The organism is Ruegeria sp. BB10, assembly GCF_056535725.1.
Genome location: NZ_JBQFIW010000001.1, coordinates 118,469 through 131,569 on the forward strand (window position 1 = coordinate 118,469; position 13,101 = coordinate 131,569).

General features: G+C 57.0%; 16 protein-coding genes. 9 read left to right on the forward strand and 7 right to left on the reverse strand.

Going from position 1 to position 13,101, the window contains the following annotated elements; translation table 11 throughout:
• Positions 1 to 35: 35 nt before the first annotated feature.
• From ACR3EP_RS00590 to lgt, 5 genes are all read right to left on the reverse strand, one after another.
• The gene (locus tag ACR3EP_RS00590) at positions 36 to 818 is read right to left on the reverse strand and encodes a Hint domain-containing protein (RefSeq protein ID WP_480635817.1); all 783 of its coding nucleotides are present in this window, start codon (positions 816 to 818) and stop codon (positions 36 to 38) included.
• A gap of 332 nt (positions 819 to 1,150) precedes the next feature.
• The gene (locus ACR3EP_RS00595) at positions 1,151 to 1,279 is read right to left on the reverse strand and encodes a hypothetical protein (protein WP_302476795.1); all 129 of its coding nucleotides are present in this window, start codon (positions 1,277 to 1,279) and stop codon (positions 1,151 to 1,153) included.
• Between the two features lie 270 nt (positions 1,280 to 1,549).
• Positions 1,550 to 2,308: a peptidoglycan editing factor PgeF gene (gene pgeF / locus ACR3EP_RS00600; protein ID WP_170347855.1), complete on the reverse strand. Its 759-nt coding sequence runs from the start codon at positions 2,306 to 2,308 to the stop codon at positions 1,550 to 1,552.
• Complete coding sequence (locus ACR3EP_RS00605) at positions 2,305 to 3,372, reverse strand: class I SAM-dependent methyltransferase (protein WP_480635819.1); 1,068 nt, start codon at positions 3,370 to 3,372, stop codon at positions 2,305 to 2,307. Before ACR3EP_RS00605 ends, pgeF begins: the two co-directional genes overlap by 4 nt.
• The gene (gene lgt, locus ACR3EP_RS00610) at positions 3,369 to 4,256 is read right to left on the reverse strand and encodes a prolipoprotein diacylglyceryl transferase (protein ID WP_480635821.1); all 888 of its coding nucleotides are present in this window, start codon (positions 4,254 to 4,256) and stop codon (positions 3,369 to 3,371) included. The genes ACR3EP_RS00605 and lgt overlap by 4 nt, the downstream gene beginning before the upstream one ends.
• A gap of 97 nt (positions 4,257 to 4,353) precedes the next feature.
• Between lgt and ACR3EP_RS00615 the strand changes: the two genes are divergently transcribed.
• From ACR3EP_RS00615 to ACR3EP_RS00635, 5 genes are all read left to right on the forward strand, one after another.
• On the forward strand, positions 4,354 to 4,602 hold the full coding sequence (locus tag ACR3EP_RS00615) for an accessory factor UbiK family protein (protein ID WP_037308471.1): 249 nt from the start codon (positions 4,354 to 4,356) through the stop codon (positions 4,600 to 4,602).
• A gap of 314 nt (positions 4,603 to 4,916) precedes the next feature.
• On the forward strand, positions 4,917 to 5,417 hold the full coding sequence (locus tag ACR3EP_RS00620) for a type III secretion system chaperone family protein (protein ID WP_170347858.1): 501 nt from the start codon (positions 4,917 to 4,919) through the stop codon (positions 5,415 to 5,417).
• 36 nt (positions 5,418 to 5,453) lie between these two features.
• Positions 5,454 to 6,269, forward strand: coding sequence for a pyrroline-5-carboxylate reductase (gene proC, locus ACR3EP_RS00625; RefSeq protein ID WP_170374273.1), 816 nt, complete (start codon positions 5,454 to 5,456; stop codon positions 6,267 to 6,269).
• Positions 6,262 to 6,600 carry a tRNA-binding protein gene (locus tag ACR3EP_RS00630; protein ID WP_480635824.1) on the forward strand — a complete coding sequence of 113 codons (339 nt, stop codon included), beginning with the start codon at positions 6,262 to 6,264 and terminating at the stop codon, positions 6,598 to 6,600. The genes proC and ACR3EP_RS00630 overlap by 8 nt, the downstream gene beginning before the upstream one ends.
• On the forward strand, positions 6,600 to 7,550 hold the full coding sequence (locus ACR3EP_RS00635) for a 2-hydroxyacid dehydrogenase (RefSeq protein ID WP_480635826.1): 951 nt from the start codon (positions 6,600 to 6,602) through the stop codon (positions 7,548 to 7,550). Before ACR3EP_RS00630 ends, ACR3EP_RS00635 begins: the two co-directional genes overlap by 1 nt.
• On the opposite strand, the gene ACR3EP_RS00640 is transcribed toward ACR3EP_RS00635, so the two are convergent.
• The gene (locus tag ACR3EP_RS00640; RefSeq protein WP_480635827.1) at positions 7,547 to 8,125 is read right to left on the reverse strand and encodes a thymidine kinase; all 579 of its coding nucleotides are present in this window, start codon (positions 8,123 to 8,125) and stop codon (positions 7,547 to 7,549) included. The two genes, ACR3EP_RS00635 and ACR3EP_RS00640, sit on opposite strands and share 4 nt — an antisense overlap.
• Positions 8,126 to 8,481: 356 nt before the next feature.
• Between ACR3EP_RS00640 and ACR3EP_RS00645 the strand changes: the two genes are divergently transcribed.
• Together ACR3EP_RS00645 and ACR3EP_RS00650 are read left to right on the forward strand one after the other, a co-directional pair.
• Complete coding sequence (locus ACR3EP_RS00645) at positions 8,482 to 8,943, forward strand: hypothetical protein (protein ID WP_170347863.1); 462 nt, start codon at positions 8,482 to 8,484, stop codon at positions 8,941 to 8,943.
• A 142-nt stretch (positions 8,944 to 9,085) separates the two neighbouring features.
• The gene (locus ACR3EP_RS00650; protein WP_480635829.1) at positions 9,086 to 10,207 is read left to right on the forward strand and encodes a PLP-dependent transferase; all 1,122 of its coding nucleotides are present in this window, start codon (positions 9,086 to 9,088) and stop codon (positions 10,205 to 10,207) included.
• A gap of 92 nt (positions 10,208 to 10,299) precedes the next feature.
• Here ACR3EP_RS00650 and ACR3EP_RS00655 read toward each other — a convergent pair whose 3' ends face one another.
• Complete coding sequence (locus ACR3EP_RS00655; protein WP_170374283.1) at positions 10,300 to 11,424, reverse strand: beta-ketoacyl-ACP synthase III; 1,125 nt, start codon at positions 11,422 to 11,424, stop codon at positions 10,300 to 10,302.
• 165 nt (positions 11,425 to 11,589) lie between these two features.
• Here ACR3EP_RS00655 and ACR3EP_RS00660 point away from each other — a divergent pair, with 165 nt between their 5' ends.
• On the forward strand, positions 11,590 to 12,057 hold the full coding sequence (locus ACR3EP_RS00660) for a MarR family winged helix-turn-helix transcriptional regulator (RefSeq protein WP_170347866.1): 468 nt from the start codon (positions 11,590 to 11,592) through the stop codon (positions 12,055 to 12,057).
• Complete coding sequence (locus ACR3EP_RS00665) at positions 12,054 to 13,091, forward strand: efflux RND transporter periplasmic adaptor subunit (RefSeq protein ID WP_170347867.1); 1,038 nt, start codon at positions 12,054 to 12,056, stop codon at positions 13,089 to 13,091. Before ACR3EP_RS00660 ends, ACR3EP_RS00665 begins: the two co-directional genes overlap by 4 nt.
• The last annotated feature ends 10 nt before the right edge of the window (positions 13,092 to 13,101 follow it).

Genomic DNA, 13,101 nt, shown 5'->3' on the forward strand with positions numbered 1-13,101 from the left:
GCATAATGCCCCCACATTGCAGAACTCGTTTTAAACTAGGCGGAAATTGCGTCCACCTCACCATCCCCCGCGCGCGGCATGACCAGCGGGCCGAAATCATTGAGTGATTCGACATGCGAGAACAGGTTCAGATAGACCGATCTTAGCGACCGGCTGACCCGGCGAATTGCATTGGTGCCAGGGTGATAGGATTCGAATTGCAGACCATCGACCCGAATGACCGAGTGCCGTTTCAGGCAAATGTGAAACAGTTCGACCGGCGTTGGTGGCAGGGTTTCAATGACACCCATACCATCCTGAAATTCGTGGACCGGCGTTAGCACCTGTTCGTCTCCGTGCAGATGACGCAAATGCGCGGGCGTGCCCACGATTCGCGCAGCAGGGCCAGCGATCACACCGGACATCGGTTTTTGCATCCCGAACGTGTCGGCCATAATCCGTGTCAGTGGACGTGTCCGCCCCCGCGAATCCACACGCCCGGGTATCAGCGTGACTGACCCTTTCCACAACACTGTTTCGGATACACCATCTTGCGTCAGGACTGTATCACCTGGCAGCAGATCTTCGATTGCCATCGGGCCAAATTCCGTTTCAACCAACGCCCCACGCGTAAATGCGCAGAACGCGTCCTCGAACATTGGCAGGGCAGGTGCGATGTGACGAGTCTGGACCACATCGCCGTTTTTCATCAGCGTACTGACCTCATAGCGCCGCAGCTGCGCCTTGTGTTGTGTGGTCGGTCTTGGCGCCTCGCGCAGCAATGCTGAGGTTTCAACAGCATTTCTGGCGGCGCGTGATAAAGAATTTGGAATAGCCATTACAATTCCGTCCCCTCTAAAAACCGCGCAGGCAGGCAAGACCCCCGTACAGGCCAGCCTGATCGGTTATTTCCATGTCTTGGAAGAAAGCGGCGACACGCAAGGCGACAGAAACGCAGATCGCTTTTTGCGAAGGAAGTTCCTACATTTTTGGTCAGCACAATGACCCCCCAGACAAACTCATACAAACGCAGGCGAAATTGCCAGCGCACACACGCCCCGGTATTGAGCCGCGCAAATATTGGCGGCAGGCCGCACACCGGATCGGAGCACCCCTCCGTTGTGCGTCTTATTCCCCAGAACCGGCAGCTTGGTTCGCGGGAAAGTCATCGTCAGCGTCGGGCCGCCAGGCGGCGCGCAACTCTGACCGAATTGCTGGAAACCCGTTTCCACGGCATCTCCAGTTTTTGCTCTCTGGTGGCCACAAGTACGGCGCTTAGAAAGCGTGATCTCGTCTTCATTTTTGTGTCCTGCTCGCTTGGGAACTGACGCCCCGTTTTCCTCTGACACTTAAGTCTGCCCGCTTATTACGGCGGCGATAAGGCTGATCCGGATTGAATTCAGGACAAATGAAGTCTTGCATTTCCTCTTTTCTGATCGCGTCGCGCTCCACTGGAGAATCGGCAGATAAACACTTGAGAGCGGACAATAATTATCAAATTGTCGAGACACGAATAGATAGGAAAATTGTGGCGAAAAAGCGGCGATTTCGCCGCAATTCGGACCCAGTCTTAAAGTTTTATGGCAGAAATGAGGCGACCGTAATCAGCCTCTTTCGCGTGGGTTGACCGGCGGTACGAGTAGAATCTGTCGGGGTCAGAATAGGTGCAATGGCGTGTCCATTCGGCCTGTCCGACCCCCGCCTGACGCAGCCTGTGAAGGCCAAAAGCAGGCAAGTCGAACTGCAGTCGGTCGCCCGTTCCATTCGCAAAAAACTGCAGGTTTTTCGGAGAATCCGCGACGAATTCATCCAGAAATTCCGGCCCGACCTCATATGCCGCCTGCGAGATCGAGGGGCCGATTACCGCCACGGTGTTTTCCCGCTTGGCGCCAAGCGCCTCCATTGCGTCCAACGTTGCCTCAAGCACCCCATCCAAAGCGCCGCGCCATCCGGCATGCGCAGCTCCGATCACGTTCGCGTCAGAATCGGCAAATAGGACCGGCTGGCAGTCGGCGGTGAGAATCGTCAGGGCCAGATCAGGGGTTGCTGTGACCACCGCGTCGGCTTTTGGTTTGTCACCGTTGATCGGGGCGTCGACAGTCAGAACGGTGGGAGAGTGGACCTGATGAATGCCCACCAGGGCTTCGGGCGTGACGTCCATCGCCTGCGCCACGCGCTTGCGATTTACCGTGACCGCTTCGGTCTGATCGGAGGAGCCATAGCCGCAGTTGAGGCCCGAAAAAATACCCGATGACGCACCGCCGCGTCGGCTGAAAAAACCGTGGCGCACAGGGGCCAATAAATCAGAGGTCAGAATTTCCAAGGTCATGGCTCCAATCCCGGAGGTGGTGCGGAAGGGGTGGGGTAGAGGCCCAGCACTTTGAACAGGTTTCCCATTTCATCGGGGTGCGTCAACCGGCGATGTGCGGCAATTATCGCTTCAAGCTCAGACCCGCCGAGGGGCGCGGCAAGGGCTTGTGCGCGGGTGGCAATTCCCAAGCGCTCCAGAAATACACCCTGTGGTGTCAGGCGCGAATGGGCGCATCCAGCGGCGCGGGTCGCCAGTGCCAGTGGTTCGAAATCCACATGTGCCGTAAGATCAGCCTGACCGGGTTGGGCCAAAGGATCAGCGCGTTCATGTGCCTGCAGTGCCTGAAACGTGTCGCCAAGCGAATGCCAGTCGCCATAATCCACAATCAACCCTGCGCCGCCATGGGTGCCAATCCGCCCAGCAACCACGGTAATGATGGGAATGGCAGCGGCGCACAGTTCGACCAGGTCACCATCAGCAGTGTCGTTCAGTCGATTCTTGAGGGCGATCTGATCTGCATGTGGACCCAATCCCCAAGTTAACGCGGTGCCATCGCGGCCAATCAACCGCTCGCGCCAGCCATCGCGGTCGCGCAGGAACTGTCGTATTGGCAGGGCGTCGAAGAACTCGTTCGCGATCAGAAACAACGGCTCTTCGGGCAGCTCGGCGACCGAGTCGATCCAGCGCGGGTTATGATCCTTCAAAGTCTGCGCTTGTACGTCACGTAGAGCAGGCGAGGCTTCAAGCAGCACGACCTCGGCGGCCTCATTGAAGCCCGGCACGCGGGACGTGGCGCGCAGCATGTCGGCCATCAATGTGCCACGCCCTGGTCCAAGCTCAGCCAGCACAAAATGTTCGACGTGGCCCTGATCCAACCAGCTTTGGGCCAGGGACAGGCCAATCAATTCTCCGAACATCTGGCTAATCTCGGGGGCAGTGATGAAATCGCCTTGTGCGCCCAGAGGGTCTCGGGTGGTGTAATAACCGTATGTCGGGTGCAGCAGGCATTCGACCATGTAATCGGCAACACTTATCGGGCCGTCCTGCGCAATACGCGCCAGCAGATGATCTTGCAGGCTCATGCCTTCGATCTTGCACGCAGGGCGAACCACAAGCCAAGGGCAATCATCGGCAGTGACAGCAATTGGCCCATCGTCAGACCATAGCCGCCCACGTGCCAGGCCAGACCCAGCGGATTCCCGGCCGAAATAAACTGCGCGTCGGGCTGACGGAAGAATTCGACAATGAATCGAGAGGCACCATAGCCGGCCAGAAAGACCCCCATGACCAGGCCCGGCCTGTGAAACGCGCCACGCCGATAGGCGAGCCACAGCAGCAGGGCACCCAGAAACAGTCCCTCTAACGCCGCCTCGTAAAGCTGTGAGGGGTGCCGCGCGCACATCCCGGCGACGACACCGGGGCAATCCTGAGCTGCCCCGCCGGGAAAGATCACGGCCCATGGCAATTCGCTGGGGCGCCCCCACAACTCGGCGTTGGTGAAATTCGCCAACCGCCCGAGCAATAGTCCTGGCGGCACTGTATGGGCGATCAGGTCGGCCATGGACAGAACCGGAATTTGGTGGCGTCGCGCATAAAGATAAGAGGCGATTACTACCCCCAACAGCCCGCCATGGAACGCCATGCCACCCTGCCAGACCTTGAGAATCTCCAGCGGGTTCGAAAGGTAATAGGCGGGCTGGTAGAACAGCACGAATCCCAGGCGCCCACCTAGAATCACACCGAGGATGATCCAGGTAATCAGATCTTCAAGCTGTTCGGGCTTCATCGGGGGCGTCTTGTCGGGCCACAGAGCCGGGCGCCGCAGCGCCGCAATGCCCATCCGCCAAGCAATAAGAATGCCAACGATATAAGCCAGCGCGTACCACCGCAGGGCGAACTCCATCCCAAACAATGAGATCGAGAACAACTCGGGCGACAGATCGGGGAAATTCAGAACAGCCTGCATGTGCGTCTCATTGCCCGGGGTTTGCAGGGCAAGTCAACCTTGAGCCCGGAGTAATCATTCCCCATATAGAGACCAACCGCGATTTCGGAGTAGAGCCATGCAAACCCGCAACAAGATCCTCGATGATGTTTCCCAACTGATGACCAACGCAATGGGCGTGGCCCAGGGCGCACGGGAAGAGGCTGAGAATGCGATGAAGTCGATGATCGACCGCTGGCTGGCCGACCGCGATTTCGTCACACGCGAAGAATTCGACGCCGTTCGCGCGATGGCCCAAAAAGCGCGTGAAGAAAACGCAGCGTTGGAGTCCCGCATAGCCGCGCTTGAGGCAAAGCTGGACAAGTAACACCCCAACAATCTGATTTTTGGCTAAAGCTATCCGCCGCGCAATCCGAGCTTGGGTTGTGCGGTGTTGTGCATCATGCCGCCCTGCTGAGATTAATCAAGACAAAGCTACAATTCGTGCCAATATTTTGATCGCCGTTGCCGACTGTCCACAACTTATTGCTGTTATCCCCAATAAATAGGGTTGCCAGAACCCATCTCGCATCGCACCATATTTAGTACAGGCAGACGGGGTTGGCCCCGGCTTGTAGAGTAAGCAACTAGCATTGGGGCGCTGCCAGCCCCTAAAAGGCTAGAGATTAGTGAGGTGGCATTATGGCCCTTTCCGAGCAGTTTCTCGAAGAAGACCTTCATCCGATCGATATTGTTGAACATATTGCTGAACATCACGACTGGGACTTTGACCGGATCGGGGATGATCAGATTGCCATGGCCGTCGAAGGGCAGTGGCGCACATACTCGATCACGTTGGCCTGGTCGAACTATGACGAAACCCTGCGCATGGTGTGCTCGTTCGAGATGGAGCCACCAACGGATCGCGAAGCCAAGCTGTATGAACTGCTGAACAAGATGAATGATCAGTGCTGGGCCGGGGCGTTTACGTACTGGGCCAATCAAAAGCTGATGGTTTATCGCTATGGTCTGGTTCTGGCCGGTGGTCAGATGGCCAGCCCGGATCAGATCGACACGATGATCAGCGCCGCGGTGCTGAGCGCCGAGCGCTACTATCCGGCGATCCAGTTGGTCACATGGGGCAATCGGACCCCCGAAGAAGCGATACAAGTCGCCATTGCAGAGGCCTACGGCCGCGCGTAAAGCTTTGCCCCGAACCGAATGAGGAGAGGGGCAATCATGGACATGTCACGCGTTGCCGAACAGGGGCTGGTTCTTCTGGGGTGCGGTAAGATGGGATCGGCCATGCTCGCCGGATGGTTAGAGCATGGCCTTCCTGCGTCAGCGGTCTGGGTAATTGATCCTAACCCCTCGGACTGGCTTAAGGCGCAGGGCGTCAACATCAACACCCCGCTGCCCGAGGCCCCCGCCGTGGTACTAGTGGCCGTCAAGCCGCAGATGATGGGCGAGGCGCTGCCTGCGATCAAAGCGTTGGGCGGAGGTAACAGCCTGTTTGTCTCGATCGCAGCGGGGACATCGATTGCCACGTTCGAGGCCGTTCTGGGCAAAGACACCCCGATCGTGCGCGCCATGCCAAACACGCCAGCCGCAATCCGGCAGGGAATCACGGCGCTTATCGGCAATGCGAAGGCTTCGGACGCCGATGTGGCATTGGCTGAAAACCTGCTGTCTGCCATCGGCGAGACCGTTCGGCTGGAAGATGAGGCGCAGATGGACGCCGTCACCGGGCTCAGCGGGTCAGGCCCGGCCTATGTCTTTCACCTGATTGAAACGCTCGCCGCCGCTGGTCAGGCACAGGGCTTGCCACATGAGCTGGCGATGAAGCTGGCCAAATCCACTGTGGCCGGGGCAGGGGCATTGGCCATGGCGGCCGAAGAAGACCCTTCGCAACTGCGCGTCAATGTCACATCGCCTAACGGCACAACCCAAGCCGCGCTTGAGGTGCTGATGCACGAGGAAGAAGGTTTCCCCGACCTGCTGCACCGTGCAGTCAAAGCTGCGACAGATCGATCTAAGGAGCTGTCCCGTGAGTGAGATTACATTCGACGAATTTCTCAAGGTCGACATCCGCGTGGGCGAGGTGATCCGGGCCGAACCTTACCCAGAGGCCCGTAAGCCTGCGATCAAGATGTGGATCGATTTTGGGGAAGAGATTGGTGAGCGCAAAACTTCAGCTCAGGTCACCGCGCATTACGATCCTTCGACGCTGGTGGGCAAACAGGTGATGGCCGTCGTGAACTTCCCTCCGCGCCAGATCGGTCGGTTCATGTCTGAAGTTCTGGTTCTAGGCTTGCCCGATGGAAACGGTGAAGTGGTCTTGATCGGCCCGGATGGCGAAGTTCCTATCGGCGGGCGGATGCACTGATGAAACTGCTAATTGCCCGCCCAATGACTGACTCCGTCGAGGCCCGCGCTCGCCGCGCGTTCGATGTGGAAATCCGTAGCAACACCTTGCCCATGACGTCCGAGGAAATGCTACGCGCACTAAGGAACTTCGATGTGGTCGTGCCCACATTGGGTGACCAGTTTTCGGCCCAGATTTTCGCGGATGCCCCCAACCCCCGCTGCAAGCTGTTGGCCAATTTCGGAGTCGGGTACAACCATATCGACGTAGACGCCGCGCGCACCGCCGGTGTCGCCGTCACCAACACGCCGGGCGCGGTCACCGATGCGACGGCCGATATTGCAATGACGCTTTTGCTGTCCACGGCCCGCCGCGCGGGCGAAGGCGAACGGCTGGTCCGCGCGGGCAACTGGCAAGGATGGCATCCAACGCAGATGCTGGGCCACCACGTTACCGGCAAGCGCGTCGGAATCGTTGGTATGGGCCGGATCGGTCAGGCCATTGCCCGGCGCTGTCATTTCGGGTTCGCGATGCAGGTGGCGTATCAGTCACGCAGCCCGAAGGAAGTAGAGTTTCCTGCTGAATATATCTCCGACCTGTCGTCTTTGGCGGCGTCGGTCGATTTCCTCGTGACTGCCGTACCTGGCGGGGCTGAAACCCGTCACCTGATCAACGCACAGGTGTTAGAGGCAATGAACCCATCAGGCATTCTGATTAACATCGCCCGCGGTGAGGTCATTGACGAGACCGCCCTGATCGCCGTCCTACAGTCCGGCCAGATCGCGGGCGCCGGGCTGGACGTGTATGAATTCGAGCCCGCCGTTCCGCAGGCGCTGCGTGATATGGATAACGTGACCCTGTTACCACATCTTGGCACAGCCACCGAGGAAGTGCGCAGCGACATGGGCCATATGGCACTGGACAACGTGGCGGCCTTTGTCGAGGGACGGCCGCTGCCAAATCCGGTCTAAGATCCGACCGCCTCGCGCCAGTGTTTGCGGCAGAGCGAGACATAGGTCTCGTTCCCGCCGATCTGCACCTGTGCACCTTCGGTGATGGTGTTGCCGTTCTCATCCTGACGAATCACCATCGTCGCCTTGCGCCCGCATTTGCAGATGGTGCGCACCTCACGCATTTCATCAGCCAGAGCTAACAGCGCTGCTGAGCCCGGAAACAGACGCCCCTGAAAATCCACTCGCAACCCATAAGCCAATACCGGCACGTTTAGGTCATCTACCGCACGGGCCAGTTGCCAGACCTGATCTTCCGTCAGGAATTGCGCCTCATCTATAAAAACGCAGGCGATATTACCCTGATCCAGCCGCGCTCGGATCATGCCAAAGACATCATCTTCGGTTGTGAACGTATCGGCGTCTGCGGAAATCCCGATCCGCGACGCAATTTTCCCGACACCAGCGCGCCCATCCAGGGCAGCGGTCATCAAATAGGTGTCCATGCCCCGCTCACGATAGTTATGCGAGGCTTGCAGCAACACAGTCGATTTACCCGCGTTCATGGTGGAATAATTGAAGTAGAGCTTTGCCATGCACCCGGGTCTAATTGGCAAGACCTGCCTGGGCAAGGCATCAAAACCAGTTAAGGAAGCGACGTCGCCGTTGTCATTGCAGGGACAGAGCGTACGCTCAAAGGGGATGGATCCCCCGCGCCTACAACAGCGACGCCGTCGGCCAACATGCGGCCTATACCAAACGAGGCTTAAATTGCGCCCCGCAATCACTCTTTACCGGCCGGAACGGCCGCCACTCACTCACAAAACCCCTGCATATCTGAGGGATAGCCAATTTATGACATTTCAACTATGAATCGAATATGGGAAATTTCCTGTCCCTTTCCCCCACAGTGGCAGATGTTGTGGAGGGCACAGGCAGCAAAGGTACAAACATGGCAGATATCGGGGCCTACCTGAAAAAGCACACAGAGGCGTTGGTCAAAGACGTCGGCATTGAATCCGCGTGTGAGATCACCGGAAAATCCAAGGCGACTCTGGGGCGGTATTATTCAGACAATGCCGAACACGCCGACCGGTTCATGCCCGTGGACGCCGTGGCCCGGCTTGAGGCTGTGTCAAACTACCCGCATGTGACCTCGGCGCTGGCCGATCTGAAAAACATCACGTTGTCGTATGACGGTCGCAACACCGAAAGCCCGCGCACCGGTGGGGTGAATTCGGACGTGATCGCGTTGAGCCAGCGGTTCGCCATGCTGATGACTGAATATCAGGCCGCCATCGAAGACGGCATCATCACCGTGAACGAGGCTAAACGCCTGCTGAAGGAAACCAGCCTGCTGCAACAGGTGTTGATCGAGATGAAGCTGCATCTGGAAGAGGAAAGCGTGAGCTAGGTCTGATCGTTAACCTTCCCGCGAATAATACCTGCAGAGTCGGGCTTCAAAGGTCTGCTTTGCGGACAATCCGGACTTTACTGCCGGCGATTTGAAGGTCAGCTTCCTATGCATTGGCAGATACTTAGTCTAGAATTGCCATATGCTGATTGGAACGCAAAACACGCTCTCAGAAGTGATCAATGCTAGAGGTGTTTTTACACCTCTTGGTGTTTCTCGATCCTCAAAAGAAGTCTGTGAAGCTGTTTCCGATGCTTTAGGGCGTCACTTCATTATGGATGATCTCCATGATGCAGTGGGTCGAGAAATTGCCGAAATGACCAAAGCGAGCGCGGCCACTGTCGTACATTGCACTGCGGCTGCGATTACATTGGCTGTAGCGGCCTCTATGACCGGTAGTTCCCCAGGCGCGATTAAACAGCTTCCCGATGCAAGCGGTCTCAAGAGCCGAGTCATTTTGCCTGCAAACCACGCAGTAAATTACGGTCATCCCATTGAGCAAGCTATCCGACTTGCAGGTGCGAAACCGGAGCTTGTGGGCGACAATTCGGCTTGCGGCATTGAGGACCTTGCTCACGCTTGTTCAAAACTGGATGCGTGTTGTTTAGTGCTTGTTTCCTCCAGACTTACTGGAGGCGAAATGCTGGATTTTCGAAAAGCAGTCTCTGCGGCCCATGAACATGATCTGCCAGTGGTGATTGATGGCGCGGCCCAGGATTTTCGAATTGAAGACTTGCTGGATACCGGAGCTGACGTGGTTCTCATTAGCGGCCAAAAATACTTAGCTGGCCCAACATCAGGTTTGGTTCTTGGAACGCCCGATCTGGTTTCAGCAGTCAGAGCACAGGAAAAAGGAATAGGGCGCGGCATGAAGGCATCAAAGGAAGCTCTTCTCGGTGTCCTTACTGCTTTGAAGCTTCGCCAACAGCATAACAAAGAGGCTTGGTCGTCAGAACAAAAGGAAAAGGTTGCCCGATTTGTCTCAGTAGCGAACACGATTGAAGGTATCACGGCCAAAGCGAATCCTGATCCTACAAATCTGCCATTTGATCGAGCGCATCTCTGCATTGCCAAATCGTCAGAATTTCCTGATGCGGCACAAATGGCAGCAGCTTTGAAAGCCGGTGAACCTTCGATCTGGATCATGGACCATTTAACCCACCAGTCGGAGATAGTGTTGGAGCTAGTCCAACTAACGCAACAAGAAATCGACACAGTTCTGGATCGAATAAGAGAAGTAGTGTCCCAATATCAAAAACCCTAAAAGCTGACATTTACGCAACCTGCGGCATTGGTCAAATTGGGCTCAAAGCGGACAGGCGAACTCTTTTTTATGTGACTTCTGTATACAGGCCGTTACCCGTGCCGCTTCACGATCACCGATCCCACCGAATACCCAGCGCCGAACGAACAAATAAGACCAACATCTCCATCCGACAGATCATCGGAATACTTGGAAAACGCGATGATCGACCCGGCTGAGGATGTGTTAGCATAGTCCTGCAGAATATTGGGCTGTTCACCCGCTTCGGGTTCGCGTCCCAGTACCTTTTTGCCAATGAAATCATTCATCGTCTTGTTGGCCTGATGCAGCCACAGGCGTTTCAGGTCGCTGCTGCCAACCCCTTCGGATTCCATGTGATCCGAGATGTGTTTGCTGACCATCGGCAGCACTTCCTTGAACACTTTCCGGCCGTTTTGCATGAATTGCATGTCTCGCCGGTCGATCACCCCATCAGGGCGCGAGCGGCGCAGGAAGCCATTATTATTGCGGATGTTGTTCGAGAAGGATGTGGCGCAGCGGGTCGAGAGGATTTCGAAATGCGGGCCCGTCGCGTTTTCGATCCGCTCGACCAAGGTGGCCGTGGCCACATCGCCGAAGATAAAGTGGCAATCGCGATCACGCCATTCCAGGTGACCCGAACAGATCTCGGGGTTGACCACCAGCGCTGACCGGACCGAACCCGAACGGATCATATCCGCCGCTGCCTGAATACCGAACGTGGCCGAGGAGCAGGCGACGTTCATGTCGAAGCCAAAGCCGTCAATGCCCAACGCCTGCTGAATCTCGATCGCGATCGCAGGATAGGCGCGTTCATGGTTTGACGCGGCGCAGATCACCAGATCGACATCTTCGGCACTGCGACCCGCCTGAGCCAGCGCTTTATTGCAGGCATCCACGGCCATCTCGGTCATGATGCCGGGTTCGTCATCGCCGCGTTGGCGAAGCAGGGGATGCATCACGTTTGGGTCCAGCACACCGGATTTATCCATCACATATCGGTTCTCGATACCCGATGCCTTGAGGATGAATTCTACGGACGAATGCTGTATCGGTTCAATCTCACCCGCTGCAATCGCGTCGGCATTCTTGGCGTTTTGCGTGTCGGCATAGGCGTTGAAGGCGGCGACAAGCTCGGCGTTGGTGATGACGTTCTCGGGCGTGAAAACACCGGTGCCTGTGATTGCGGGCGTATACATGGCGGGTCCTGAATGTTTCGAATCCGCTTAAAATGCAGTCGCTGCGGGTTTTGATCAAGAGAAGGTGACCCAAGGGAATGCAGCGAAACCAGTCAAATTACTGCTTCACAACTTGAATGGTTCATAATCTGAAGTATATGACGCCACGGACATACGGAGCTCCCAATGCCAGACAACATAAGCGACAGGCTTGGCCGCCTAAGCCCTGAAATCCAGTCAATCATGGGTGTGTATGCCCTGTACTGGAAGCTGGAAGAGGCGTTCGATTGCATTGAAACGGAACTTAGCCATCCGGAATGCCACATGTTGATCAAACTGGATCAACCCAAGCGTATGGGCGTTCTGGCGGCCGACATGCTGAGTGTCCCTTCGACCATAACCGCCACGGCGGACGGTTTGGAAAAAGCTGGCTATCTGACGCGTGAACGTGACCCCGAAGACCGCCGTGCCTGGTTGCTGGTTCTGACTGAGCAGGGCGAAGAGGCCCGGAATATGCTGGTGTCCGAAGCCGGTGACCTTTTTCACCGCGCATCCGGATTGGATGCAAAGGAAACTGCCGAATTCGCGCGATTGGCGCGCAAAATCCGAGACAACATCCTGAAAACAGGAATTCCCGAGGGATTGACGAAATGAAACTCCTCTCTGTTCTGAGTGCGACCCTGATCGCGCTGACGACACCGGTTCTGGCTCAAGAAACCGCCAAGCCGGTCAAGCTGATGCAGGTGCGCGAAACCGCACCGGGCTTTTCACGCCAGTTCTTTGGGCGCGTGGCCGCCCGACAAACCGTTGATCTGGCCTTTCAGGTCTCGGGTCAGATTGTTGAGATGCCGGTGACCGAAGGTTTTGTGATCCCCAAGGGTGAGTTGATCGCGCAGCTGGATCAAGCACCTTTCCAGCGCCGGTACGACCGCGCGGTCCTGCAAAAGGATCAGGCTGACCGAACCGTGGCTCGCTTGTCTCGATTGCGGGGTACCACCGCCAGCCAAGTGGCCGTGGACGATGCGGAGACAGAGGCGCAACTGGCTGATATCGCCGTGCGGGATGCGGAATACGATCTTGAACATGCGACTCTGACCGCGCCATTCGACGCGCTAGTGTCCAGCCGGGCGGTCGAAGCCTTTACCACCGTGTCAGCTGGCGCCCCCATCGTGCGCATTCACGACATGTCGGAATTGCGGATCGAGGTCGATGTGCCCGAGATTCTGTTTCAGCGTTCGGGTCAGGAAGAAAGCTATACGATCACCGCGAAATTCCCGACCAGTGACGAGGTATTCCCCCTTCAGATTCGTGAGTTTGATGCCGAAAGCTCAACCGTGGGGCAGACATTCCGCATTCAGTTCGGCCTAACCCCGCCGGAGGGTTTGCAAATCCTGCCGGGCTCGTCCGTGACTGTGACTGTTCAGGTAGAGGATGGCCGAACCGGTATCGTCATTCCGGCCGCGGCCATCGTTGCAGGCGCTGATGGAGCTTTGGGCGTCATGGTGTTTTCGCCAGTTGGCGCCGACGAAGGCGCCGTTCAATACGTTCCTGTCACCATCGAGCCCACCCAGACCGGCGAGGTCCGAGTGCTGACCGGTCTGTCGGACGGTGACGAAATCGTTGTCGCTGGCGGCAGTGCGCTGACCGACGGTCAGGCCGTACGCCGCTTTGCTGGCTTTGCGAATTGAGGGCAAACAG